This is a genomic window from Gordonia hankookensis, from assembly GCF_014673215.1.
Taxonomy (GTDB): domain Bacteria; phylum Actinomycetota; class Actinomycetes; order Mycobacteriales; family Mycobacteriaceae; genus Gordonia; species Gordonia hankookensis.
Genome location: NZ_JACWMS010000001.1, coordinates 239,016 through 263,738 on the forward strand (window position 1 = coordinate 239,016; position 24,723 = coordinate 263,738).

The window sequence follows — 24,723 nt, forward strand, 5'->3', positions numbered from 1 at the left end:
GCATGGCAAAGGCGCAAGACAAAGAGGCGAAGGCCGAAGCGAAGAAGGCCCGCAGGCAGGCGTCCCGGGAACGCTACAAGCAGCTGTGGCAGGCCTTCCAGATGCAGCGCAAGGAAGACAAACGGCTGATCCCGTACATGGCCGGGCTGTTCGTCCTGATCGTCGCGGTCTTCGTGGTCCTCGGCCTGATCTTCGGTTCGGTCTGGCTGCTGCTTCCGCTGGGCATCGTCCTCGGTCTGCTCGCCGCCTTCATCCTGTTCGGACGGCGCGTACAGCGCACCGTCTACACCAAGGCGGAGGGGCAGGCAGGTGCCGCCGGCTGGGCGCTGGGCAACATGCGCGGCCAATGGCGGGTCAAGCAGGCGGTGTCGGGCAACGCCCACCTCGACGCTGTCCACCGGGTGATCGGCAAACCTGGTGTGATCCTCGTCGGCGAAGGGTCACCGACCCGCGTCAAAACTCTGCTCGCGCAAGAGAAGAAGAAGGTCGCCCGAGTCGTCGGCGACACACCGATCTACGAGATCGTGGTGGGCAACGACGACGGGCTGGTCCCGCTGAGCAAGCTGGAAAAGCACATCAACAAGCTGCCGCGCAACATCGACAGCAAGCGGATCGATGCCCTGGAGGGTCGCCTCGCCGCGCTGGGCGGCCGCAATCAGCAGGGCCCGGGTATGCCGAAGGGACCGGTACCCGGCAACGCCAAGGTCCGCGGGATGCAGCGTACGGCTCGACGTCGCGGCTGAACCCACCGCGCGCAGTCAGTCCAGAAATCCGTGCAGCAGGGTCGCCGTGCCCTCGATGTGAGCACGCATCGCATCGGCTGCGCCGGCCGGATCGCCCGTCAGGATGGCGATCACGATCGCCTCGTGTTGCTCATCGGAATGCGTGATGTTCGGTTCGAGTTGCGGGATGCGGTCGAGTAGCCGATTGATCCGCATCCGGTTGTCGGCAACCAGGCCCACCAGCGACGGCGCCCCCGCGGCCTCCGCGATCGCGAGGTGCAGTCGTGAGTCGAGCCTGCGGTAGTCGTCGTCGGTGGCGTCCCGGATGTCGGTCAGGCGCGTCCACAGCGCCTCGCGTTCGGTGGCCGAGAACGTGCGTCCCGCGGCCATCCGGGCCGCGCCCGCCTCCAGGATCTCGCGGAGCCGGAGTACATCGTCGAGGTCGGCGCGGGTGACCGGCTCGTCGTCGTCCCCCGCAGGCCCGCCGGTGTGATCGACCGCACCGGGCGCCGGAAGTACGTCGGTGAGAAACGTGCCGCCGTACCGCCCCCTCTTGGAGACCAGGAATCCCGCGTCGGCCAGCGCCTTGATCGCCTCCCGGACGGTGTCCCGGCTGACCCCGAGACGCACGGCGAGTTCCCGCTCGGGCGGAATCGACTCCCCCGGCTCGAACACTCCGAGTCGGATCAGCTGTAGCAGGCGACCCACGGTCTCTTCGAACGCGTTCGCCGGCCGCACCGGCGCCAGCAGTGCGTCCGCGAGTTGTTCGGAACGGGCCCGGATGGTCATCGCATCCCTACAGGGGTGTCACGTACGCCGAGCTGATGCCGCCGTCGACCAGGAACGTCGACGCCGTGATGAACGACGCGTCGTCGCTGGCGAGGAACGCGACCGCGGCGGCGAGCTCCTCTGGTTCGGCGAACCGCCCGACCGGTACGTGGATCAATCGTCGCGCCGCGCGTTCGGGATCCTTCGCGAACAGTTCCTTGAGCAGCGGGGTGTTCACCGGCCCGGGACACAGTGCATTGACCCTGATGCCCTGCCTCGCGTACTGCACACCGAGCTCGCGTGACATCGCCAGCACACCACCCTTGGAGGCGGTGTAGGAGATCTGTGAGGTGGCCGATCCCATCACGGCGACGAACGATGCGGTGTTGATGATCGATCCCCGACCGGCCGGACCCATGTGACGCAACGCCGCGCGGCAGGAGAAGTAGACCGACGTCAGGTTCACCTGCTGGACCCGATCCCAGGCATCGAGTTCGGTCGTCTCGATGAGATCGTCGTCGGGTGGCGAGATACCCGCGTTGTTGAACGCGATGTCGACCGAGCCGTAACGCTGTGCCGCCGTGTCGAACAGCGCGTCCACCTGGCCCTGGTCTGCGACGTCGACGTCGACGAACAGACCGTCGACCTCGTCGGCCGCCCGCCGGCCGGCGTCGCGGTCCAGATCACCGATGACGATCGTCGCGCCCTCCGCCCGCATCCGGCGGGCCGAGGCCAGACCGATCCCGCCGGCACCGCCGGTGACCACGGCGACCTTGCCGGACAGACGCTGGGTCAGATCGACTGTGCTGCTCATGATGTCCCTTCTGCCTGCGGGTCGGGTCCGACCGCGATGAAGACGTTCTTGGTCTCGGTGAAGGCCGACGGCGCGTCTGGCCCGAGTTCTCGCCCGATACCCGACTGCTTGTAGCCGCCGAACGGTGTCGAATACCGCACCGCCGAATGCGAATTCACGGACAGATTCCCCGACGCCACCGCTCGCGAGACCCGCATCGCCCGCGACAGGTTCTCGGTCCAGATCGACCCGGACAGTCCGTACGCGGAATCGTTCGCCATCGCGACGGCCTGGGCCTCGTCGTCGAACGCCTGGACCGTGACCACCGGCCCGAAGATCTCCTCACGCACACTGCGATCATCCGGTTGCGGCGTCAGCACCGTCGGCGGAAACCAGAATCCGGGCCCGTCCGGAGCGCTGCCCCGGAAGGCGACCGGCGCCCCGTCCGGCACGTAGGACGCGACCTTCTCCCAATGCGGCCGCGACACGAGCGGACCCATCTCGGTGCCGTCGTCGCGTGGATCCCCCACCCGCACCCCGGCCACAGCCGGTTCGAGCCGTTCCATGAACTCGTCGTAGATACTGCGCTGCACCAGGATTCGACTTCTGGCACAGCAGTCCTGGCCGGCGTTGTCGAAGACGCCATACGGTGCGGTCGCGGCGGCACGCGCCACGTCGGAGTCGGCGAACACGATGTTCGCACTCTTGCCACCGAGCTCGAGGGTGACCTGTTTGACCGATTGCGCAGCCTGTTCCATCACGCGCCTGCCGGTGCGTGTGGACCCGGTGAAGACGACCTTGCCGATGCCCGGATGGCCGATGATCGCCTCTCCGACCACATCACCGCGGCCGGGCAACACCTGCAACAGGCCTTCCGGCAGACCGGATTCGACCGCGAGTTCGGCGAGACGGATCGACGTGAGCGGCGTCCATTCGGCCGGTTTCACGATCACCGCGTTCCCGGCCGCCAGCGCCGGCCCGAAGCCCCAGGAGGCGATCGTCATCGGAAAGTTCCAGGGCGTGATCACACCGACCACGCCGATGGGCTCGGCAAAGGTGATGTCGACCCCACCCGACACCGGTATCTGCCTGCCGGCCAATCGTTCTGGTGTGGCCGAGTAAAAGGTCAGAACGTCGCGCACATGGTCGGCCTCCCACATCGCCTGTCCGAGCGGGTGACCGGAGTTCGTGACCTCGAGGTCGGCGAGTTCCCGGCGGTGCGCCTCGACAGCAGCTGCGAACGCGCGCAGCGCCATCCCACGCGAAGCCGGGGTCGACCCGGCCCAGGACCGCTGCGCCCGCTGGGCATCTGTCACCGCCCGGTCGACCGCGGCCGCGTCGAGCATCTCGACGTCGGCGAAAACCTCGGCCGTCGCCGGGTTGACGAGTTCCATCACGGTCATGCATCGACCTCCGATCGTCGCGTCATCCACACACGCCCCGCATCGACGATCGCCGCGAACAGACGCAGATCGTCCAGGCGTTCCTCCGGATGCCACTGCACCGCGAGGACAAACGGTTCTCCCGGGCGTTCCACCGCCTCGATCACCCCCTCGTCGTCTCGCGCACACACCACGAGACCGTCGCCCACGCGGTCGATCGCCTGGTGGTGATAGCACTCCGCCGACGTCTGTTCGCCCATCAGCGAGGCGAGCCGGGTTCCCGGCGTCACCGAGATCCTGGTCGTGGTGAACACCGCGTTGCCCGCCTGGTGCCGAGAATGTCCGAGGACATCCGGCAGGTGTTGATGCAACGTCCCGCCGAAGGCCACGTTGATCACCTGAGCGCCGCGACAGATGCCGAGCATCGGCACACCGGCCCGCAGTGCGGCATCGAACAGGGCGAACTCCCACGCATCCCGGTCCACCCGGGGTTCGTCGGTCGCCGGATGCGGTTGCCGGCCATAGGAACCCGGATCGAGGTCCTTTCCCCCGGTCAGCACCAGCGCGTCCAGACCGTCCACGACCCGGTCGGCCACCGTCGCGTCCACGGGTTGCGGGGGCAACAACGTGGCGATACCGCCACACCGCGTCACACCGTCGAAGTAGACGCGGGGCAGAAAGCTCGCGTGCACGTCCCAGACCCCGGTCCGCGACGGTTCGAGGTACGTCGTCATCCCGACGATCGGCCCGGCCGCCGGACCTCCACGATCGGTGGTCTCACAGTCGCTCAAAGCCACGCACCCTCTCCCAATCGGTCACGGCCGCACCGTACGCCGCCAGCTCCACCCGGGCGTTGTTGAGGTAGTGCTCGACGACGTCCACGCCGAACGCACGCGCGGCCAGCGCGGAGCCCGCGAACAGTTCGGCGGCCTCCGACAACGATGTCGGAAGCCGCTGCGCCGACCCCAGATAGGCGTTACCCGTGGCGATCTCGGGCAACGTCAGCTCTCGGTCGATGCCATCGAGACCACCCGCGATGAGGGCGGATACCGCCAGATACTGATTGACGTCGCCGCCCGGCGCCCGGCATTCGACCCGCATACCCGGGCCCCGCCCGACCACCCGCAGGGCGCAGGTGCGATTGTCCAGTCCCCACGCGATCGCCGTCGGCGCGAAACTCCCGTCGACAAAACGCTTGTAGGAGTTGATGTTCGGCGCATAGAGCAGCGTCAGCTCCCGCAACGAGGCGATGACACCCGCGATGAAGTTGCCGAACATCGGCGACATCCCGTGCTCAGCGTCGTCGTCGGCGAAGACCGGGGTGCCGTCCGGCTCCCGCAGTGAGATGTGGATGTGACAGCTGTTGCCCTCACGCTCGTCGAACTTGGCCATGAACGTCAGGCTCTTGCCGTGCCGGTCCGCGATCTCCTTTGCTCCGTTGCGATAGATCGTGTGGTTGTCGCAGGTCACCAGCGCATGGTCGTAGCGGAACGCGATCTCCTGCTGGCCCAGATTGCATTCCCCCTTGACCCCCTCGCAATACATCCCCGCGCCACTCATCCCCCGCCGGATGTCACGCAGGAGCGGCTCCATCCGGGTCGATGCGAGCATGGCGTAGTCGACGTTGTAATCGGTCGCCGGCGTCAACTCGTGATATCGCCTGGCCCACGCCTCGCGATAGGTGTCGTCGAACACCATGAACTCCAGCTCGGTTCCGACGAAAGGAACCAACCCACGCTCGTCGAGCCGATCGAGCTGTCGGCGGAGGATGTTGCGCGGCGCCACCGTCACCGGCGAACCGGTCGTCGTGTTCAGATCCGCCAGGACCAGCGCGGTTCCCGGCAACCAGGGCACCCGACGCAGCGTCGAGACGTCCGGGGTCATCACCATGTCGCCGTACCCGGTGTCCCAACTCGACATGGCGTACCCATCGACGGTGTTCATCTCCACGTCCACGGCCAGCAGATAGTCACAGCATTCCGACCCGTGTGCGGCCACGTCGTCGAGAAACAGGCGCGCGGAGATCCGCTTGCCGGTGAGGCGCCCCTGCATGTCCGGGAACGCCACGATCACCGTGTCGATCTCGTCGGCCGCGACGAGCTCCTGCAGATCGGTCAGGTCCAGCATGCCGTCGGTCATCCCGTACTCCTCTGTGCGCGCTCGTGACCGAACTCTCCTGCGCCGGTCAGCCACAGTCAACCATTGGACGAACGCCCAACTCCTCGTCACCGCCCGATTTAACCCGATTGTTTCGTTTAAAGGTGGGTGAGCCGACCATTGAGGTCCTATTCTGCCTTATCAGTTGCTCGGGCGTCCCGCCCCGCGCACACGATCCGGTCTGAGTGAGAGCGAGCACCGCGATGGCAGATGTCCCGAACAACCCGGCGATGAGATCGGCGGGTGCCACCTACACCCATGCCGAGGAGGGCTATTTCGAGAAGCGTCAACTCAGACGCACCGCCGGCTTCTGGGGTATCTGGGGTATCGGGATCGCCGCAGTGATCTCGGGCGACTTCTCCGGCTGGAACTACGGGATCGGCCAGGCAGGCTGGGGCGGGCTCGGCATCGCCGCGCTGATCATCATCGTCATGTACTTCGGCATGCTGTTCTCGATCGGCGAGATGTCGGCGGCCATGCCCCACACCGGTGGCGCGTATTCGTTCGCGCGTGCGGCGATGGGCCCGTGGGGTGGATTCGTCACGGGCTTCGCCGAGACCATCGAGTACGTGTTCACCACCGGCGTCGTGGTCTATTTCTCCGCTTCCTACGCCGATGCCATCACCGACGACCTGTTCGGCCTCAGCATGCCTGCGTGGGTCTGGTGGATCATCCTCTACGCGATCTTCATCGCGCTGAACTCCTGGGGAGCCGAGGCGTCGTTCACGTTCGCGATCGTGGTCGCCATCGTGTCGATCGGCATCCTGGTGCTCTTCGCCATCCTCGCGTTCGCCAATGGCGCAGTCGACTTCGGCAAACTCCTCGACATCGATCCGGACGGCTCCAAGGCCGGTTCGAGTGACTTCCTGCCGTTCGGCGTGATGGGCATCCTCTACGCACTGCCGTTCGCCATGTGGTTCTTCCTGGGCATCGAAGAACTCCCGCTGGCCGCCGAGGAGGCCCACGAACCCACCCGCGACATCCCGCGTGCGGGCATCTGGGGGATGGTGACCCTCGTCGGGTGCGCGGCCATCGTCTTCTTCCTCAACCCGGCGGTGACCGGGTCCGCCGCGCTTGGCGACTCCGGGGAGCCACTGCTCGACGGATTCCGCGCCTTCCTGCCGTCGGGCTGGGCGTCGGTGTTGTCGGCGTTCGCACTGATCGGATTGCTGGCGAGCCTGCAGGGCATCATGTACGCCTACGGCCGCAACCTCTATTCGCTGAGTCGGGCCGGCTACTACCCGAAGGTGCTCTCGCTCACCGGAGCCCGTCAGACGCCGTACGTCGCCCTCATCGCCGGCGCCGTCGTCGGCTTCATTGCGTTGCTGGTCATCGAATACTGGATCTCCGGCGCCGGCGCGATCGTGCTGAACATCGCGGTGTGGGGCGCGGTGCTGGCGTACATGCTGCAGATGGTCTCGTTCGTCCTGCTGCGCCGGAAGTACCCGAAAGCCCGCCGCCCCTACAAGAGTCCGGTGGGCATCACCGGCGCGGTGGTCGCATTCGTCATCGCGGCCATCACCTTCATCGGCGTACTCATCAACCCGGATTACCGGGACGCGGTGATCGCGATCGTCGTGTTCTACGCGATCGGATTGCTCATCTTCGGGCTGTACGGACGCCATCGACTGGTGCTGTCACCCGAGGAGGAGTATGCGGTCACGGGCGGCCTGCACGGATTCGATCCCGAGCAGGAAGGTCTCGGCGGAACCATCGAGCACGAGATCCTCAAGGGCCACACCGACTGATCGGTGCACCCGGGCGACACAATCCGCACGACGCCCTGTCAGCGAGTCCGGACCAATGCCGTCCCGGTGGCCCGATCGTGCATGGCCCGTCCGTTGTAGTCATTGATCACCGCGGGGACGAGGAAGACGATGAGCACCTGCCTGCCGAGCGTCCGCAGGATCCCGACGGCCGCGAACGGGACCTCGCCGGTTGCTTCCGCTTCCGCGCGGTCGGGACCGAAGTCGACCCGGGCGACCCGGAGTCCGAGCGCGAACTGGCCCGGGGTGAAGCCGAAGAAGGTCACCGCGACCACCCCGAGGACGAACCAGACACCGAGCACCGTCGTCCCCAGCGTCGGGGAACCGAAGGACACGAACAGCAACGAGATCCCACCGGCCAGCAACCAGTCGACGAGCAGGGCGGCGGTGCGTTGCCACCCGCCGGCGAGTGCGCCAGGTCCGGACTCGGGGAGACCGAGGTCTTGGCCTCGATACTCGACGTCGGAACCGCTGGGCCCGACGGGCGGGCCCGACAGCCATGATCCGGTTGCCCTACCCATCACCGGACCCCCGGCTCGCCGCGCCGCGTGCTGTTCGTACTCGCCTGACCCATGACCGCCATGGTAGTCGCGGCAGTTCACCGGCCCACCATCGTCCACCCTGGGCCGATGTTTCCGGGGTATCGATGGTGCTCTGTCGGCGGACATGGCATCGTTGCGGTCCGGGACGATAGTGCGTCGCCCGAGCATCGACCGCGTGTAACACAGGAGAAACACGGCCTTGACGCGCGGGCAACTTCGCGTCCATACGGTTCTGGCTGAGATCCGCTGCTGCAACTCGGTGGCGGGCGAGGCGGGCCAGGTGATCTGGCCACCCGAACAAGTTAAGGAGTCACCGCACGGTGTACAGCAGCAAAGAAGAACTTCTCGAGGGCATCAAGAAAGAGGGCGTCGAGTACGTCGACATCCGTTTCTGCGACCTGCCCGGTGTGATGCAGCACTTCTCGATCCCGGCGTCGGCGTTCACCGAGGACGTGTTCGAGGACGGCCTGGCGTTCGACGGTTCGTCGGTCCGCGGCTTCCAGTCGATCGACGAGTCCGACATGATGCTGCTGCCCGACCCGGCCACCGCGCGGATCGATCCCTTCCGCCACGCCAAGACGATGAACATCAGCTTCTTCGTCCACGACCCGTTCACCCGCGAGGCCTACAGCCGCGACCCGCGTAACGTCGCGCGCAAGGCCGAGGACTACCTCGCCTCCACCGGCATCGCCGACACCTGCTTCTTCGGTGCCGAGGCCGAGTTCTACATCTTCGACGGCGTCTCCTTCGACTCGCAGATGAACGGCACCTTCTACGAGGTGGAGTCGGAGTCGGGATGGTGGAACACCGGCTCGCCCACCGACCCCGACGGCAGCCCGAACCTCGGCTACAAGGTCCGCCCGAAGGGCGGGTACTTCCCGGTCGCCCCGTACGACCACTACGTCGACCTGCGCGACGAGATGTCGACAAACCTGACCAACGCCGGCTTCGAACTCGAGCGTGGTCACCACGAGGTGGGCACCGGCGGCCAGGCCGAGATCAACTACAAGTTCAACACCCTGCTGCATGCCGCCGACGACGTGCTGCTGTTCAAATACATCATCAAGAACACCGCGTATGCGAACGGCAAGACCGTCACCTTCATGCCGAAGCCGCTCTTCGGCGACAACGGCTCGGGCATGCACGCCCACCAGTCGCTGTGGAAGGACGGCAAGCCGCTGTTCCACGACGAGGCCGGCTACGCGGGCCTGTCGGACCTGGCCCGCTACTACATCGGCGGCATCCTGCACCACGCGCCGTCGCTGCTGGCCTTCACCAACCCGACGGTGAACTCCTACAAGCGGCTGGTGCCCGGCTACGAGGCCCCGATCAACCTGGTCTACAGCCAGCGCAACCGCAGCGCGTGTGTCCGTATCCCCATCACCGGCAACAACCCGAAGGCCAAGCGCCTCGAGTTCCGCTGCCCGGACAGCTCCGGCAACCCGTACCTGGCGTTCGCCGCGATGATGATGGCCGGACTCGACGGCATCAAGAACAAGATCGAGCCGCACGAGCCCGTCGACAAGGACCTCTACGAGCTCCCGCCAGAGGAGGCCAAGGGCATCCCGCAGGCGCCGACCTCGCTGTCCGCCGTCATCGACAAGCTCGAAGAGGATCACGAATACCTCACCGCCGGTGGCGTGTTCACCGAGGATCTCATCGAGACCTGGATCGCGCTCAAGCGTGAGAACGAGATCGAGCCGGTGCAGATCCGTCCGCACCCGTACGAGTTCGCGCTCTACTACGACTGCTGAGCGGTTCTCCGACCGAACAGACGCCGAAGGGCGGCCGGGATGTCCCGGCCGCCCTTCGGCGTCTGTGGGTGGCAGTGTTCACATCGGTGATTGGTGTCACGTTCAGGCCTTTGTACCCTGCCGTTTCACATCATTTGGCCTTACTTTGAGACCATGACTCGCACCAGATTTGTCGAAGACCTCGCCCCCGGGGACCGGATCAGTGTCGACGGCCTGCGCGCCGTGGTCCGGACCACCACCCCGACAGGCAACGATCAGCACCTCGTGGAACTGGTGAACAGTTCGGACGACCGGGACGCCATCGTCCTCGGACTGGGCACCAAGGTCGAGATCCTCTAGAACCATCCCCGAGGCGTCCCGTCGCGGACTAGTCTGCGGACAGGAGGTCGCCATGGACATCGGAAGCCTGATCGCGGCGTTGCTGCTCGGATTCGTCTGCGGAGCCATCGCCCGGGCGCTCGTGCCGAACGACGCGTTCAAGAGCATGAGCGGATGGCAGTCGTGGCTCGCCTCGACGGTCCTCGGCCTGCTCGGCGCGCTCCTCGGCTATTGGATCTTCACCGGCCTGTTCGGTATCGGCGACGACGACAAGTTCGACTGGGGCGGCATCATCGGCGCCCTGATCGGCTCGATCATCGTCGTCGCGATCGGTTCGGCCATCATCAAGCGATCCCGCGCGCCGCGAGCCTGACCCGCCGCCCATCGCATCGGGCGTCCGCTCGTCGGAGCGCGCCCGCAGTCCCCATCCGGCCAGTACTGCCGAGCACACCAGGATGCCGGCACCCGTCCACGCGGCCACCACGAGCCCGTCGACAAAGGCATGCCGCGCAGCATCGAGCACCGTCGCGCCCTGTCCTGCGGGCAGGCGCCCCACCGCCGCCACCGCGCCCGCCAGGCTCCGCGACGCCTCTCCCCCGGCCAGGTCCGCCGGGAACCCCAGTCGGAACACCGCGTTGACGACGCTGCCGAGAACCGCGATACCCAGCGCTCCCCCGAGCTCACTCGAGGTCTCGAGCAGTCCCGACGTCGCACCCGCACGATCGACCGGCGCCACCCCCACCACGTAGTCGGCGATCATCGACGTGGCCGCGACGATCCCCGATGCCAGCAATGTGGCGCCGATCAGCACCATCGCCAGCGAGTGAATCCCGGTGAAAGCACCCAGGACAGCGAAACCCGCTGCACCCGTGCATAATCCGCCGACTATCACCGCGGGCCGACCGGTACGTCCGGCGATGACGGCGGTCAGGGGCGCCACGGCTCCGACCGCCACCGAGGGCGCGAGACTCCAGAGTGCCGCGCGCAGCGGCGAGTACCCCAGCACCGATTGCAGATACTGCGTCATCAGGATCGAGTTGCCCAGGAGCGCGAACATGCAGATCAAGTTGGTCCAGATCGAGGTCGCGAATCGGCGCTCCCCGAGAAGCCTGAGGTCGACCATCGGATCATCGATGCGGCGTTGCCTGACCACGAAGATCGCGCCCACCACCAGGCCCGCCGCGAGCATCGCAGCCCGCGAGACAGACCATCCGTCGGCCGCCAGATTCTTGATGGCCGCGACGACGGGCAGCATCGCCCCGAGCACCAGGAGACTGCTGAGGACATCGACCCGCCGGCTCGGCGACGCGGTGTCGCCGGGCAGTACCAGCGGCGCCGCCAGCATCAGCACCGCCATGATGGGCACGTTGATCAGGAAGACCGAGCCCCACCAGACATGCTCGAGCAGCAGACCGCTGACGATCGGACCGACCGCCACCCCGCCGGCGAGCACCGCGTTCCAGGTCGCCACCGCCTTGGCACGTTGGGCGTCGTCGTCGAAGATATGACGGATCATCGCGAGGGTCGACGGCATCAATGTCGCACCCGCCACGGCCAGCAGGGCCCGTGCACCGATCAGCATCTCCGCCGACGTCGCGAACGCCGCGGCCAACGACGCCGCGCTGAAGGCCGCGGCACCGATCATCAACAACCGGCGATGGCCGATCCGGTCGGCCAGTGAGCCCATCGACAGCAGCAGCCCGGCCAGCACGAAGCCGTAGATGTCGAAGATCCACAGCTGCTGTTGCGGAGTCGGCGACAGATCGGCCGCGATGTACGGGACAGCGAAGAACAAGACCGAGACATCCATCGACACGATGAGCATCGGTAGGCACAGGACGAGCAGGCCGAGCCACGGGGATCGCCGATTCATGACGACTCCACCACCTTTCTGCGTACAACATCGACTGTTTATATGGTACGCAGATGTTATGCCCACAACTGTGTACATGGCAAGCAGTTAGTACGATGTCGGAATGACCTCGACAGACGGCACCGCGCAACCCGCGATCCCGCGCTACCTGGCGCTGCTGTGGGGCCGCGCCGACCCCACCCCGCGGCGCGGTCCGCGCCCGACACTCAGCGTGCGCGACATCGGTGTCGCGGCCGTGGCGATCGCCGACGAACACGGTGTCGAGGCGGCGTCGATGAAGGCGATCGCGACCACACTCGGCCTCACCACCATGTCGCTGTACCGGTATGTCGACAGCAAGGACGACGTCGTCGAGGTGATGGTCGATACCGCCTACGGTCCCGCGGACCCCGGGTTGACGTCGACCGGCACGTGGCGTGAGCGGCTCACCGCGTGGGCACTCGCGGCCGCGGCAGGGCTCCGCAAACGGCCCTGGCTCGCCGCGATCCCGCTACGCAGGCCCCCGGTGGGTCCGAATGTGCTGTCCTGGACCGATTCCGGGGTTCAAGCATTCGCCGAGACCGGCCTCACGGGCCAACAGAAACTCAGCGCATTGCTGCTGGTCGACGGATTCGTCCGGCAACATGTGCGCCAGGCGAGTCAGATGGGGATGCTCGACAGCGCCGACACCGTGGGCACAAGCTATGAGGCGATGGTTGCCGAATTCGTCGACGACGACCGGTTGCCGAATCTGGCGGCAGCCATCGCAGACGAAAGACAGACCGACGACGACTACTTCACCTCCGAGTTGACCTTCGGTCTGGCGGTCATCCTCGACGGGCTCGACGTGCTCATCGCGTCAGCGTGACGGGTGCCGCCAACTGCCGCGACACGACTGAACCACACCCCTGATCGGCCGTCGTGAGCCTACGATTGATTCATGATCCGCATACTCATCCGTACGGTCGTCTACCTGATCTCCGCCGCCCTCGGGCTGCTGGTGGCGACGTGGATTCTCGATGACATGCACGTCCACGCAGGCGGATTCCTCCTCGCGGTCGTGATCTTCGCCGCCGCGCAACTCATCCTCAGCCCGTTCATCGTCAAGTTCGTCCGGCGTAACGCCGAGGCATTTCTCGGCGGAGTCGGGCTGGTGTCGACCTTCGTGGCCCTGCTGCTCGCAAATCTGCTCGGCAGTGACGGCATCGAGATCCACGGCATCCCGACCTGGATCGGGGCGACGGTGATCACCTGGCTGGTGACCGCGCTCGGCACGCTGTTCGTGCCGTTCCTCCTGGCGAAGGCCGGCATCGAGCACGCCCGCGAGAACCGGGCGGACTCCGCCCGCTAGAGCACAGGGGCAGACTCCGCCCTCGACAGCGCTGTCGGGTACCGGTGCCGGTCGACGCGGCCGGGATCAGCCGGCGAGTTCGGCGAACAGCCGTTCGTTGTGGCCGAACGCGGCGACTGCCTCGGCGACGAGGGACGCGACCTGCTGGTCGTCGAGCGGTAGGCCGTCGAGGGTCTCCCGATAGGAATCCCGGTAGCGCTTGAGTTTCCCGATCTCGTCGAAGGCATAGAAGCTCAGCGCCTCCTCGGACAGGCCGTAGTGCAGGGTCATGCGACTGCGGATGATCTGACCGCCGCTCAGATCCCCGAGGTAGCGCGTGTAGTGGTGAGCCACGAATCGAGGCGGGTCGTCGCGGGTGGCCTCGATCGCGTCCACATAGGCCGATACCCCGGGCAGCGGACTGACGGTCGCCGGATCGACGCCGAGGATCGCGAGGTCGGCGGTGAGCCGAGGGAGACGGCGTAGTCGCTCGTCGACGACGGGTCCCGCCACCGCATCGCCGGACAGGGTGTCCGCGACGGATTCCAGCGCCCGGTAGATGAAGTAGAGCTGGGAGGCCATTCGCCGATATCCCCCCGCGTCGAGGCGGCCCGACATCAGATCATCGACGAAGACGGCCCCTTCCGCACGGTCGTGTGCCTCCGCGGTGGCGGCACGGAGGTTCTCGGACAGCAACGGCCGCGGCCCGGCCTGCGCAGGGCGGCCGGTCTCGTCGAAAGGAATCGTCATGTTGGCACCAGTGTTACCACCACTCCGCGATGATCGGAACCCGGCAGGTCGAAGGTCCGCAACGAGGTCGCGACGAATCCGCGGCTGATGACGTGATCGATGGCGATCACCGGGCGACCGCCGAATCGGTCGGTCGGATATGTCGGCCGGAAGCCGGCACCCGCCTGATCCGTGGCGTCGACGACCCCGCCGCGGAGCAGAGTGCGGTAACCGGCGTGGTCCCAGGTCGCGTTGAAGTCCCCCGCCGCGATCATCCGGCCCGGCGGTAGTGCGCGCAGATACGCCCCGAGGAGGTCGAGGTCGCTGTGCCAGATGTTCGTTCGTCCCGGCAGCGGTGCGCCCGCGTGCACCGCGAGCACTCGGGTGCTCGCGGCACCGGGCAGGTCGGCCATGCCGGTGAGGTTGTTCAGTGCGGTGCCCTCGATCTCGTGCTGACCCGACAGCGGGGTGCGACTGAACATGGCGGTGCCGACCGCCGTCGGGCCCGGCAGCGCGAAGGTGAACGGCAGCCGACGACCGATCGGACTCGCCCGCAGCCGCGCCAGTGCGTCCGTCGTCACCTCCTGCACCGACACGAAGTCAGCGTCGACGGCGGCGACCTCCCGGGCCAGCGCGTCGACGTCGGCGCCACCGAACAGCATGTTCGCGGTGACAACGGTCACCGGATGGCCGTCAGGGGCATCCTGTGCCCGCGCCAACGGCACCTGTGTGTAGCAGAGCGCCGCCGACACAACGATCGCGAGCGTCAGCAGAACCCATCGCCGGGTGGCCGCGAAGATCACCAGCGCCGCCACCGCGGCGACGAGCGCGAATGGCACGGCACTCGTCAGGTACAGGGTGAGTTCCCCGTGTGACGGAGAATGGTGCAGCCAGACGGCGACCGCGGCAGCCGCGAGCAGAACCCATCCGGCAAGTATCAGGACGAACCGGATGAGTCGGCCGATCACGCCCCGAACACCTTGCGCACCACGGACTTCGCCCGACGGGTCACGCGTAGATAGTTCTCCAGGAACTCCGCTGCCTGGTCCTCGGGCCAGCCCGCGGCGTAGGCGACGGCCCGCAATTGTCTGCCCGGCGCAGGGAGCTGATCGACCGGCTTGCCGCGGACCAGCACCAGGGCGTTGCGCGCATTGGTCGCCGTCAGCCAGGCCTCCTTCAGGAGCGATACGTCGTTCTCCCCCAGCAACTCTGCGGCGCCGATCGCGTCGAGGGACTGCAGGGTGGACGTGTTGTGCAACGACCGGTAACTGTGGGCATACCGGAGCTGGATGAGCTGTACTGTCCATTCGATGTCCGCGAGCCCGCCACGACCCAGTTTGGTGTGGGTCGCCGGATCGGCACCCCGCGGCAGCCGCTCGGAATCGACGCGGGCCTTGATCCGCCGGATCTCCTTGACCGCCTCACCCGACACCCCGCCCTCGGGGTAGCGGATGCGATCGGCCATGTGGAGGAAGTCGATTCCGAGCTGATCGTCGCCTGCGACCTGATGTGCCCGAAGCAACGCCTGGATCTCCCACGGCTGCGCCCACTGGTCGTAGTAGGCCGCGTACGCGGCGAGCGTTCGCACCACCGGGCCGTTGCGCCCCTCCGGGCGCAGCCCGGTGTCCACCTCCAGCGGCGGATCCTCGCTGGGCGATCCCAGCATCGAGCGGACCTTCTCCGCGATCGTCTGCGACCAGCGGACCGCGGACGCCTCGTCGACATCGGGCTCCGGCTCGCAGACGAACAGCACGTCCGCGTCGGATCCGTATCCGAGTTCACCGCCGCCCAAACGGCCCATACCGATCACCGCGATGCGGGCGGGAGCCGGTGTCCCGCGGTCACGCTCCGACTCGGCGATCACGACGGTGAGGGCGGCGTTGAGGACCGATGCCCACACCGACGACAACGCCGCGCACACCGCAGGCACGTCCATCATGCCGAGGATGTCGGCAGAGGCCACCCGCGCGAGTTCGAAGCGCCGGTGCGACCGGGCGGCGGCCACCGCGCGTTTGAGATCTGGTTGGCGCACCGTCGACGCGATGAGTCCGCGGGCGACATCCTGGGGCTGCACCTCACACAGCTTGGGGCCGTTGGCACCATCCGAATACAGATGGATCACCTCGGGTGACCGCATCAGCAGGTTGGCGATGTACTCCGACGTCCCCAGCACGTGCATCAGCCGCTCGGCGACGACGCCGTCGTCGCGCAACAGCCGGATGAACCACTCTTCTTTGTCCATCACCTCGCACAGGCGGCGGTAGTTCAGCAGCCCTGCGTCGGGGTCCGGGGTGTTCCCGATCCACTCGAGCAACGACGGCAGGATAAGCAGCTGGATCTGCCCCCGACGACCGGCCGCGGACGCCAACGCGCGGATATGACTCAGTGCGCGTTCGGGTTTCGCATACCCGAGAGCAGACAATCGCCGTTCGGCCGATTTGTCGGAGAGCGTCAACTCGTCGGTGTTGAAGCGCGTGGCGGCGTCGAGCAGCGGGCGGTAGAAGAGCTTCTCGTGCAGCCTGCGGATACGTGACTTGTGACGTTTGAGCTCCTCCCGCAGCACACCGGTCGCATCCCGGTCGCCCTCCTGACGAATGTGCGCAGCCCGAGCGAGCCAGCGCATGTTCCCCTCGTCCTCGAAGGCCGGCAGGAGGTGGGTCCGCGACAGCCGCTGCAGCTGCAGCCGATGTTCGAGCGCACGCAGGAACTGGTACGAGGCAGTCAGATTCGCACCGTCGTCGCGACCGACATAGCCGCCGGCGGTCAGCGCACTCAGCGCATCGACGGTCGCCTTGACGCGGATCTCCTCATCGACGCGGCCGTGCACCATCTGCAGGAGCTGAACGGCGAACTCGACATCGCGCAGGCTCCCACTGCCGAGTTTGAGGTTGCGCTCACGCAGTTCCTCCGGGACAAGTGACTCGACGCGGCGGCGCATGGCCTGGGTCTCGGGCACGAAGTCCTCGCGCTCGGCCGCCGTCCACACCATCGGGCTGACCGCGGCCAGATAGTCGTCGGCGAGTCCCATGTCGCCGGTCATCGCGCGCGCCTTCAGCAAGGCCTGGAATTCCCACGTCTTGGCCCAGCGGCGGTAGTACGCGACATGCGACTCGAGGGTGCGCGTCAGCGCTCCCGCCTTCCCTTCCGGCCGCAGCGCGGCGTCGACCTCGAAGAAGGCCAGCGATCCGACCCGCATCACCTCACCGGCGATCCGCGCGGCCACCCCGTCCGCGGGTTCGCTGACGAACACGACGTCGACATCGCTGACGTAGTTCAGCTCACGCGCACCGCATTTGCCCATCGCGATGATCGCCAGCCGTACTGAGAGCGGTTCGTCGCCACACACCTCGGCGACGGCCACCGCCAGGGCCGCGGTGAGGGCCGCGTCCGCGAGATCCGAGAGGAACCCGCCGACCTCGGGCAGGTAGATCACCGGCTCGTCCTGAACGGTCGGTGCGACGTCGTGGGCCGCCAACTGCAGCAACAGATTCCGATAAGCGGTCCGCAACGCGACCACGGACTTCGGGCCGGTGACCGCCGCGCGGTAGACCTTGTTGCCCGCCTCGAGCGCGCCCGGTTCCGGGGTGGCCCCGACCGCCGCCAGCATGCGTTCGTTCATCTCGTCGACCGACGGCAGCGTCGAGCCGATCAGCAGGCGCCAGCTCGACGGTTCGGCCACCATGTGATCACCGAGTGCGTCCGAGGCCCCGAGCACAGCGAACAGCCGGCCACGGAATCCCGTGTCGGTGCGGATCCGATCGTCGGCCTCGGCCCAGTCGTCGGCACCGGCCGCACCCTTGAGACGGATAAGCGCACGCAGGGCCAGATCGGCGTCGGGTGCACGGGACAGGGCCCACAGCACATCGACCGAATCGTCGTTGTCCCACCCCAGTTCGGCGAGGTGACCCGGGGCGGTGGTCTCGAGCAGCCCGAGACGCCCGGCACTGGGTACGCGGCCGCGGCCGCGAAGCGATGTCACACTCCAAAAGGTAGCGGGCGCCACCGGTCAGGTGTGCACCAGGGCACAGCTACAGCGGGAGGTAGTTCTTCAGCTCGTACGGCGTGACCAGGCTGCGGTAGCTCGTCCACTCCGCCCACTTGTTGCGGAGGAAGTAATCGAAGACGTGCTCGCCGAGCGCTTCGGCCACCAACTCCGACTTCTCCATCTCCACGAGTGCATCGGCGAGGCTGCCGGGCAGCTCCCGGTAGCCCATCGCCCGCCGCTCGGCCGGTGTCAGTGCCCACACGTCGTCCTCGGCCTCGTCGGGCAGCTCGTAACCCTCCTCGATACCCTTCAGCCCGGCGGCGAGCAACACGGCAAAGGTCAGGTACGGATTGCACGCGGAGTCGGGGCTGCGGACCTCGATGCGCCGCGACGACGCCTTGTTCGGCGTGTACAGCGGCAGGCGGATCAGGGCGGATCGATTGGCACCACCCCAGGTAGCCGCGGTCGGCGCCTCGCCACCGTGGATCAGGCGCTTGTAGGAGTTCACCCACTGGTTGGTGACCGCGCTGATCTCACTGGCGTGGTGCAGGATCCCGGCGATGAAGCTCTTTCCGGTGCTCGACAGCTGCATCGGGTCGTCAGGGTTGTGGAAGGCGTTGGTATCGCCCTCGAAGAGGCTCATGTGGGTGTGCATCGCCGAGCCGGGGTGCTCACTGAACGGCTTGGGCATGAAGGTCGCCCAGGTGCCCTCGTCGATGGCGACCTCTTTGATGACGTAGCGGAAGGTCATCACGTTGTCGGCCATGGACAGTGCATCCGCGTAGCGCAGGTCGATCTCCTGCTGACCGGGCGCACCCTCGTGATGGGAGAACTCGACCGAGATCCCCATCGACTCCAGTGCCTCGATGGCGTGGCGGCGGAAGTTGGGTGCCGCGTCGTGTACGGCCTGGTCGAAGTAGCCACCCGAATCGGCAGGCGTCGGCACGCTGCCGTCGAGCGGCGCGTCCTTGAGGAGGAAGAACTCGATCTCCGGATGGACGTAACAGCTGAAGCCCTGATCGGCCGCCTTGTTGAGCTGGCGCCGTAGGACATGACGAGAGTCCGCCCAGCTCGGGGTGCCGTCCGGCATCGCGATGTCGCAGAACATCCGAGCCGAGTGATGACGACCGGTCGAGGTCGTCCACGGCAGGATCTGAAAGGTCGACGGATCGGGCTTGGCGACCGTGTCCGCCTCGGAGACGCGGGAGAATCCCTCGATGGCCGAGCCGTCGAAACCGATACCCTCGGCGAAGGCTCCCTCGAGTTCGGCGGGTGCGATCGCCACGGATTTGAGGTAGCCGAGAACGTCGGTGAACCACAGCCTCACGAATCGGATGTCGCGCTCTTCGAGGGTCCGCAGCACGAATTCCTTTTGGCGATCCATGCCCCGGACATTAGAAGTAGCCTGTTAAATCCGTGTTACATGTTCAAGTCGAACTCAGCATCCTGCGGTTTTGCCGAACAAATCTCAGCATCCGAGAGTCGTGTGCGGCACTGTGAGATCGGATAGATACCGGGTCACCGCGCCGTCGACGCACTCGTCACCGCGGAAAACAGAGGTGTGCCCCGGCCGGTCGACGCTGATGACCGCAGCGCCGATGCGTCGCGCGACCGCCATCGCCGTCGGATACGGGGTGGCGGGGTCAGCGGTGGACGCCACCACGAGGGCGCGCGGGGCTCCCGCGCCCGGCACGCCGTCGTCCGGCATGCCCCCACCGGCGTGGACCGCCGGCACCCAGAACTCACAGATCCCGAGCGGCCCACGTCCGCTGCCGCGCCCGTCGTCGCGAAACGGTGCCGCGCCGCGTGCGCGGCGGTCCAGCTCGTCGTACCGCGCGCGGTCGGGCACTCTCGGGTCGTCGGCACAGGTGATCGCGGTGAAGGCATCCTGCGTCGGGTCATAGCGGCCGTCGTCGTCGCGGCCCTCGAAGGAGTCGGCGAGCCGCATCATCTCGGTACCGTCACCTGCCGCGAGGGCGACCAGCGCCGCCCGCAGTCCGCCCCATCCGGATCGCTGATACAGCGATGCCACCGTCGCGGTCTCGGCGTCCCCGGCCGACAGGGTGCGCCCGCCCGCCGGCGCCGGATCGGCGAGCAGCGGGGCGAGGATCGCCCGATAACGCGCAACCGTCCCGTCGGCACGATCGCCCAGCGAACAGCCGGGTCGGCGCACACAATCCGCGGCGAAAGCGTCGAAAGCCTGCTGGAATCCCCTGTGCTGCTCGATCGATGCGTCGATCGGGTCCGCCACGGGATCGACCACGCCGTCGAGCACGAGCGCCCCGAGCCGCGAGGGATACCGCGCCGCGTACTCGAGACCGAGTCGGGTGCCGTAGGAGTATCCGAGAAAGTCGATCGCGTCCTCACCGAGCGCGGTGCGGATCCGATCCAGGTCACCGGCCACGAAGTCGGTACCGACTCGCGCCAGGACGTCCGGACCGACGCGCTCACGGCACTCCAGCGCCACCGTCGCCTGGTATCGCTCCACCCGCGCAATGCCGGCCGCCGATCGATCGCCCAGGTCCATCGCACGCTCGGTGTCGCGTTCGGCGTCGGTTCGACAACCGATGACGGGCCGCGAGGCGCCCACGCCGCGCGGATCGAAGGACACGATGTCGTGGGTGTCCGCGAGTGCCGACTCGGCCAGGCTCGCGGACGAGTCGACGAGATGACCCACGCCGGAGCCGCCGGGACCGCCGGGGTTGATCACCAGCGTCCCCGCCTTGGGGCCCGCAGCACCCAGGCGCGCGACCGCGAGGGAGACCGTGCCCAGGCCGGGATCGCGGGGGTCGAGCGGAACCGACAACCGCCCACACGACACCCGCCCGGCGACAGATCCGGGGATCGTGGCGCTCGCCACGCCGTCATCGGGACCGCAGGCATGCCAGTCGATCCCGGACCCCGACGACACGAGACGGCACCCGCCCAACGCGAGCATCGCCACCACGGCGACGATCACCACCGGTCGCACCACGGTCCGGCCGATGATCGCCATGCCGTGATCGTACGGTCCCGACCGTGCTCACCTGTGCCGGTCGTGTGAGGAAAACCACAGGTCATGGGCATTCAACCGTGCGCGCACCGGTGCCACAATGGATGGCGTCCAGCCCAACCCGGGTACCTGCTTGGCAGGACTCGAGGCAGAAAAGAGACAACGATGTCCGATTCTTCGGTGTATGGCGCATCCGATTCCTCCGCGTCTGATTCCTCCGCGTCCGATTCCTCCGCGTCCGCTCCCCGTCGCCGCGCCACACGCGTGCACCATCTGGCCCAGATGAAGACCGACGGCGAGAAGTGGTCCATGCTGACCTGCTACGACTACTCCACCGCCCGCATTTTCGACGCGGCCGAGATCCCGGTGCTGCTCGTGGGCGACTCGGCGGCGAATGTCGTGCTCGGCTACGACACCACCATCCCGGTGACCGTCGATGAACTCATCCCCCTGATCCGGGCGGTGGTGCGTGGTGCCCCGCACGCGCTCGTCGTGGCCGACCTGCCGTTCGGCAGCTATGAGGCAAGCCCCCAGCAGGCCCTCGAATCAGCCGTGAAGGTGTTCAAGGAGACCGGCGCCCACGCCATCAAGATCGAGGGCGGAGAGCGAGTCGCCGATCAGATCGCCGCGCTGACCGCAGCCGGAATCCCGGTGATGGCACACATCGGCTTCACCCCGCAGAGCGTGAACGGACTCGGCGGCTACCGGGTCCAGGGCCGCGGCGACGCGGGCGACCAACTCGTCGAGGATGCGATCGCGGTTCAGGAGGCCGGCGCGTTCGCCGTGGTGATGGAGATGGTGCCCGCCGATCTGGCAGGCCAGATCACCCGCAAGCTCACCATTCCGACCGTGGGTATCGGCGCAGGCAACGAGACCGACGCCCAGGTCCTCGTCTGGCAGGACATGGCTGGACTCACGCACGGCAAGACTGCCAAGTTCGTCAAGCGCTTCGGTGATGTCGGAACCGAACTGCGTTCCGCGGCGGAGCAATACGCCGACGAAGTCCGGCGCGGAACCTTCCCCGCACCCGAACACAGCTACTGATTGGGACCGTCGCGCATAGGGTTGTGCCCATGCGCGACTTCTACCCGAGCATCGAACCGTACGACCAAGGCCATCTCGACGTCGGCGACGGCCAGCAGATCTATTGGGAGACTTCCGGCACCGCCGACGGCAAGCCCGTCGTGTTCGTGCACGGCGGCCCCGGTGGTGGCACCGCCCCGGATCAGCGACGGTTCTTCGACCCGGCGCGCTACCGGATCGTGCTCTTCGACCAACGCGGATGCGGAAAGTCGCGCCCCCACATCGCCGACGGCGCCGACCTGTCGACGAACACCACCGGGCATCTGATCGCGGACATGGAGTTGCTGCGCACCCACCTCGGTATCGACCGATGGCAGGTGTTCGGCGGCTCGTGGGGGTCGACACTCGGCCTCGCCTACGCGCAGGCGCACCCCGAGCGGGTCACCGAATTGGTCCTGCGCGGCATCTTTCTGTTGCGACGCAGCGAGATCGACTGGTACTACAACGGCGGCGCGGCCAACATCTACCCCGACCTCTGGGAGTCCTATCTGGCACCCATTCCCGACGCAGAGCGCGACGGTGACCTGGTCGCTGCCTACCACCGCCTGCTCACCTCCCCCGATCGAGCCGTCGCCCAGGCGGCCGCGAGCGCGTGGACCGGCTGGGAGCAGACGACCAGCCACCTGCTGCCCCGCCCACCCGGCGACGACCAGGACGACGCCGACAAACCACGTTTCGACCTCGCATTCGCGACCATCGAGAACCACTATTTCGTCAACCACGGGTTTCTCGAGGACGGCCAATTGCTGGCCGACATCGACCGGCTCGCCGACATCCCGGGCGTGATCGTCCAGGGGCGATACGACGTCGTCTGCCCCGCGCGAAGCGCCTGGGATCTCCACCGCGCGTGGCCGAGTGCGCAGTTGCACATCGTCGACGACGCGGGCCATGCATCGTTCGAACCGGGCATCAAGCATCACCTGATCACCGCGACCGACGGTTTCGCGAATCGGGCATTCTGAGCCCGGCCTAGACTGCACAGACACAGCACTCGTCGGGCGCGCGCATCGACCGCGCCCAGGGACAGGAGGACCGGGTGGCGGCATCCGAGCAGCTCGAAGTGGAACTGAAGTTCGATGTCGATGCGGGACACTCCGCACCCGATCTCCGCGTCCTGCCCGGTGTGATCGGTGCGACGGAACCCGAGACCTTCAACCTCGATGCGACCTACTTCGACACCGAGAACCTCGACCTGGCCGGCAACCGGATCACCTTGCGTCGCCGCACCGGTGGCCACGACGCCGGATGGCACCTCAAACGCCCTGCCGGTGCACCTGGCACGCGCCGCGAGCTCCAGCTCGGCTTCGACGAGGCGCCGGCCGACGGCGAGGTTCCGACGGATCTAATCTCCCCGGTGGTTGCCCTGACCCGGACCCGGAGGTTGATCCCGGTCGCAGCCGTGTCCACCACACGGACCGTGACGACGCTGCTCGGAGCCGACGGGCAGGCCGTCGCCGAGTTCGCCGAGGATCTGGTCACCGCCCAATCGTTGCTGCCCGGTGGACATTTCCAGGAGTGGGCCGAGTGGGAGTTCGAACTCCTCGGCAACGATCCGCACCCGCGGCTGCTCAAGACCGCGGAGAAGACCTTGCGTGCCGCGGGCGGTCGTGAACCGTCGTCGACGTCCAAACTCGCGCGTGCGATCGGCTCGACTCCGACAGTGGTCGAACCGCACCTCGGCAAGCGACCGAGTGCGCTGGAACTCGTGGTCACCGACATCGCCATCCATCGCAACTCGCTCGTCACCCAGGACCCGCTCGTGCGTACCGACGCCGATGACGCGGTGCATCAGATGCGGGTGGCCTGCCGACGGCTCCGCAGCGTGTTCTCCGGATTCCCGACCGTTCTCGACGCCGAGCGCACCGACCACCTCGGTGGTGAGTTGAAGCTGCTCGCGCGGATCCTCGGCGATGCCCGAGATTCGGAGGTACAACTCGCACTCGACGAGAACCTCCTGAGGGCCGAGAACGCCTCGGAGTCGCTGATCGCCGAACTCGCCGGCACGGAGACCGCCATCCACGACCGGGCGATCAAGGCCGCGCACGCCGCCATGGATTCCGACCGGTACTTCGCCCTGCTCGACGCGATCGACGAGCTCATCGCGTCACCACCGCCGGGGCCCGACGCCGACCTCGACGCGACGATCGCCGTGGACCGCGCCATTGCCAAGAGCCGCAAGAAGATCCGCACGGAGCAGAGCGTGCTGTCGAGCCTGACGGAAGGCTCCGAGGAGTGGGCGGAACAACTGCACACCATTCGCAAACGCGCCAAGCGGCTGCGCTACAGCACCGATGCTGCCGCGCCTCTCGACAAGAAGCGGTATCGCAAGGTGGCCACGATCGCCAAGCGCGTCCAGTCCGCACTCGGCGACTACAACGACAGCCGGATCAACCGTGCCCGGGTTGCCGAGATCGCCGGCTCCGGAAAACTCTCCGGCCCCGACATGTTCGTGCTCGGTCGCATCGATGCCCGACAGCAGGCCGACGGTCAGCGGGCCATCGACGCGTACCGCAAGGCCGCCAAGGATCTCTGACCGTGCGTCGATCGGCG

The 24,723-nt window shown here is 67.1% G+C and carries 21 protein-coding genes and 1 pseudogene; 10 read left to right on the plus strand and 12 right to left on the minus strand.

Annotated elements, in window-relative coordinates; all coding sequences use genetic code 11:
- Positions 1-2 precede the first annotated feature (2 nt).
- Positions 3-743, plus strand: a complete 741-nt coding sequence (locus IDF66_RS01080; RefSeq protein ID WP_164309232.1) for a DUF4191 domain-containing protein — start codon at positions 3-5, stop codon at positions 741-743.
- Between the two features lie 15 nt (positions 744-758).
- Here the strand turns inward: IDF66_RS01080 and IDF66_RS01085 are convergent, their stop codons facing one another.
- Genes IDF66_RS01085 through IDF66_RS01105 form a run of 5 tightly spaced genes read right to left on the minus strand, consistent with a single transcriptional unit; the run spans position 759 to position 5,804 of the window.
- Positions 759-1,511, minus strand: coding sequence for a FadR/GntR family transcriptional regulator (locus IDF66_RS01085; RefSeq protein ID WP_190265456.1), 753 nt, complete (start codon positions 1,509-1,511; stop codon positions 759-761).
- A gap of 7 nt (positions 1,512-1,518) precedes the next feature.
- A complete protein-coding gene (locus IDF66_RS01090; protein WP_190265457.1) occupies positions 1,519-2,304 on the minus strand; it encodes a 3-oxoacyl-ACP reductase in 786 nt (261 codons plus the stop codon).
- A complete protein-coding gene (locus IDF66_RS01095; RefSeq protein WP_190265458.1) occupies positions 2,301-3,686 on the minus strand; it encodes an aldehyde dehydrogenase family protein in 1,386 nt (461 codons plus the stop codon). The genes IDF66_RS01090 and IDF66_RS01095 overlap by 4 nt, the downstream gene beginning before the upstream one ends.
- Positions 3,683-4,399: a gamma-glutamyl-gamma-aminobutyrate hydrolase family protein gene (locus IDF66_RS01100; protein ID WP_190266240.1), complete on the minus strand. Its 717-nt coding sequence runs from the start codon at positions 4,397-4,399 to the stop codon at positions 3,683-3,685. The genes IDF66_RS01095 and IDF66_RS01100 overlap by 4 nt, the downstream gene beginning before the upstream one ends.
- Positions 4,400-4,442: 43 nt before the next feature.
- Entirely contained in the window at positions 4,443-5,804 is a 1,362-nt protein-coding gene (locus IDF66_RS01105) for a glutamine synthetase family protein (protein WP_190265459.1), read from the minus strand.
- A gap of 221 nt (positions 5,805-6,025) precedes the next feature.
- On the opposite strand from IDF66_RS01105, the gene IDF66_RS01110 reads away from it, so the two are divergent.
- Positions 6,026-7,570, plus strand: a complete 1,545-nt coding sequence (locus tag IDF66_RS01110) for an amino acid permease (protein ID WP_223309079.1) — start codon at positions 6,026-6,028, stop codon at positions 7,568-7,570.
- A 38-nt stretch (positions 7,571-7,608) separates the two neighbouring features.
- On the opposite strand, the gene IDF66_RS01115 is transcribed toward IDF66_RS01110, so the two are convergent.
- Positions 7,609-8,109 (minus strand): RDD family protein, encoded by a 501-nt coding sequence (locus IDF66_RS01115; protein ID WP_190265460.1) that lies wholly within the window; start codon positions 8,107-8,109, stop codon positions 7,609-7,611.
- Between the two features lie 341 nt (positions 8,110-8,450).
- Between IDF66_RS01115 and glnA (IDF66_RS01120) the strand changes: the two genes are divergently transcribed.
- The 3 genes from glnA (IDF66_RS01120) to IDF66_RS24095 all read left to right on the plus strand — a co-directional run bounded on the left by glnA (IDF66_RS01120) (position 8,451) and on the right by IDF66_RS24095 (position 10,575).
- Positions 8,451-9,884, plus strand: coding sequence for a type I glutamate--ammonia ligase (glnA, locus tag IDF66_RS01120; protein ID WP_164309226.1), 1,434 nt, complete (start codon positions 8,451-8,453; stop codon positions 9,882-9,884).
- Positions 9,885-10,037: 153 nt separating this feature from the next.
- On the plus strand, positions 10,038-10,223 hold the full coding sequence (locus IDF66_RS01125; RefSeq protein WP_164309225.1) for a hypothetical protein: 186 nt from the start codon (positions 10,038-10,040) through the stop codon (positions 10,221-10,223).
- Between the two features lie 145 nt (positions 10,224-10,368).
- Complete coding sequence (locus tag IDF66_RS24095; protein ID WP_223309181.1) at positions 10,369-10,575, plus strand: GlsB/YeaQ/YmgE family stress response membrane protein; 207 nt, start codon at positions 10,369-10,371, stop codon at positions 10,573-10,575.
- Here IDF66_RS24095 and IDF66_RS01130 read toward each other — a convergent pair.
- Positions 10,492-12,075: pseudogene (locus IDF66_RS01130) on the minus strand (MFS transporter); the annotation flags it as partial. The gene IDF66_RS24095 and the pseudogene IDF66_RS01130 sit on opposite strands and share 84 nt — an antisense overlap.
- A 103-nt stretch (positions 12,076-12,178) precedes the next feature.
- On the opposite strand from IDF66_RS01130, the gene IDF66_RS01135 reads away from it, so the two are divergent.
- Together IDF66_RS01135 and IDF66_RS01140 are read left to right on the plus strand one after the other, a co-directional pair.
- Positions 12,179-12,922, plus strand: a complete 744-nt coding sequence (locus IDF66_RS01135) for a TetR/AcrR family transcriptional regulator (protein ID WP_190265462.1) — start codon at positions 12,179-12,181, stop codon at positions 12,920-12,922.
- Positions 12,923-12,994: 72 nt separating this feature from the next.
- Complete coding sequence (locus IDF66_RS01140; RefSeq protein WP_190265463.1) at positions 12,995-13,405, plus strand: phage holin family protein; 411 nt, start codon at positions 12,995-12,997, stop codon at positions 13,403-13,405.
- Positions 13,406-13,471: 66 nt separating this feature from the next.
- On the opposite strand, the gene IDF66_RS01145 is transcribed toward IDF66_RS01140, so the two are convergent.
- The 5 genes from IDF66_RS01145 to IDF66_RS01165 form a co-directional block, all read right to left on the minus strand.
- On the minus strand, positions 13,472-14,134 hold the full coding sequence (locus IDF66_RS01145; RefSeq protein WP_190265464.1) for a biliverdin-producing heme oxygenase: 663 nt from the start codon (positions 14,132-14,134) through the stop codon (positions 13,472-13,474).
- Complete coding sequence (locus tag IDF66_RS01150; RefSeq protein WP_388000981.1) at positions 14,131-15,078, minus strand: endonuclease/exonuclease/phosphatase family protein; 948 nt, start codon at positions 15,076-15,078, stop codon at positions 14,131-14,133. The genes IDF66_RS01145 and IDF66_RS01150 overlap by 4 nt, the downstream gene beginning before the upstream one ends.
- Positions 15,078-18,092, minus strand: coding sequence for a bifunctional [glutamine synthetase] adenylyltransferase/[glutamine synthetase]-adenylyl-L-tyrosine phosphorylase (locus IDF66_RS01155; RefSeq protein WP_190265466.1), 3,015 nt, complete (start codon positions 18,090-18,092; stop codon positions 15,078-15,080). Before IDF66_RS01155 ends, IDF66_RS01150 begins: the two co-directional genes overlap by 1 nt.
- Before the next feature lie 49 nt (positions 18,093-18,141).
- Positions 18,142-19,482 carry a type I glutamate--ammonia ligase gene (gene glnA / locus IDF66_RS01160; RefSeq protein WP_190265467.1) on the minus strand — a complete coding sequence of 447 codons (1,341 nt, stop codon included), beginning with the start codon at positions 19,480-19,482 and terminating at the stop codon, positions 18,142-18,144.
- An 84-nt stretch (positions 19,483-19,566) separates the two neighbouring features.
- On the minus strand, positions 19,567-21,093 hold the full coding sequence (locus IDF66_RS01165; RefSeq protein WP_190265468.1) for an alpha/beta hydrolase: 1,527 nt from the start codon (positions 21,091-21,093) through the stop codon (positions 19,567-19,569).
- Between the two features lie 162 nt (positions 21,094-21,255).
- Here IDF66_RS01165 and panB point away from each other — a divergent pair, with 162 nt between their 5' ends.
- The 3 genes from panB to IDF66_RS01180 all read left to right on the plus strand — a co-directional run bounded on the left by panB (position 21,256) and on the right by IDF66_RS01180 (position 24,706).
- Entirely contained in the window at positions 21,256-22,134 is an 879-nt protein-coding gene (gene panB / locus IDF66_RS01170) for a 3-methyl-2-oxobutanoate hydroxymethyltransferase (protein WP_190265469.1), read from the plus strand.
- A gap of 29 nt (positions 22,135-22,163) precedes the next feature.
- Positions 22,164-23,135: a prolyl aminopeptidase gene (gene pip, locus IDF66_RS01175; RefSeq protein WP_190265470.1), complete on the plus strand. Its 972-nt coding sequence runs from the start codon at positions 22,164-22,166 to the stop codon at positions 23,133-23,135.
- Between the two features lie 74 nt (positions 23,136-23,209).
- On the plus strand, positions 23,210-24,706 hold the full coding sequence (locus tag IDF66_RS01180; RefSeq protein ID WP_190265471.1) for a CYTH and CHAD domain-containing protein: 1,497 nt from the start codon (positions 23,210-23,212) through the stop codon (positions 24,704-24,706).
- Positions 24,707-24,723 lie beyond the last annotated feature (17 nt).

Coding starts and splice junctions, on each gene's coding strand:
- IDF66_RS01080 (WP_164309232.1), top strand. CDS start 3: ATGGCAAAGGCGCAAGACAAAGAGGCGAAGGCCGAAGCGAAGAAGGCC.
- IDF66_RS01085 (WP_190265456.1), bottom strand. CDS start 1,511: ATGACCATCCGGGCCCGTTCCGAACAACTCGCGGACGCACTGCTGGCG.
- IDF66_RS01090 (WP_190265457.1), bottom strand. CDS start 2,304: ATGAGCAGCACAGTCGATCTGACCCAGCGTCTGTCCGGCAAGGTCGCC.
- IDF66_RS01095 (WP_190265458.1), bottom strand. CDS start 3,686: ATGACCGTGATGGAACTCGTCAACCCGGCGACGGCCGAGGTTTTCGCC.
- IDF66_RS01100 (WP_190266240.1), bottom strand. CDS start 4,399: ATGACGACGTACCTCGAACCGTCGCGGACCGGGGTCTGGGACGTGCAC.
- IDF66_RS01105 (WP_190265459.1), bottom strand. CDS start 5,804: ATGACCGACGGCATGCTGGACCTGACCGATCTGCAGGAGCTCGTCGCG.
- IDF66_RS01110 (WP_223309079.1), top strand. CDS start 6,026: ATGGCAGATGTCCCGAACAACCCGGCGATGAGATCGGCGGGTGCCACC.
- IDF66_RS01115 (WP_190265460.1), bottom strand. CDS start 8,109: ATGGGTAGGGCAACCGGATCATGGCTGTCGGGCCCGCCCGTCGGGCCC.
- IDF66_RS01125 (WP_164309225.1), top strand. CDS start 10,038: ATGACTCGCACCAGATTTGTCGAAGACCTCGCCCCCGGGGACCGGATC.
- IDF66_RS24095 (WP_223309181.1), top strand. CDS start 10,369: ATGAGCGGATGGCAGTCGTGGCTCGCCTCGACGGTCCTCGGCCTGCTC.
- IDF66_RS01135 (WP_190265462.1), top strand. CDS start 12,179: ATGACCTCGACAGACGGCACCGCGCAACCCGCGATCCCGCGCTACCTG.
- IDF66_RS01140 (WP_190265463.1), top strand. CDS start 12,995: ATGATCCGCATACTCATCCGTACGGTCGTCTACCTGATCTCCGCCGCC.
- IDF66_RS01145 (WP_190265464.1), bottom strand. CDS start 14,134: ATGACGATTCCTTTCGACGAGACCGGCCGCCCTGCGCAGGCCGGGCCG.
- glnA (WP_190265467.1), bottom strand. CDS start 19,482: ATGGATCGCCAAAAGGAATTCGTGCTGCGGACCCTCGAAGAGCGCGAC.
- IDF66_RS01165 (WP_190265468.1), bottom strand. CDS start 21,093: ATGGCGATCATCGGCCGGACCGTGGTGCGACCGGTGGTGATCGTCGCC.
- panB (WP_190265469.1), top strand. CDS start 21,256: ATGTCCGATTCTTCGGTGTATGGCGCATCCGATTCCTCCGCGTCTGAT.
- pip (WP_190265470.1), top strand. CDS start 22,164: ATGCGCGACTTCTACCCGAGCATCGAACCGTACGACCAAGGCCATCTC.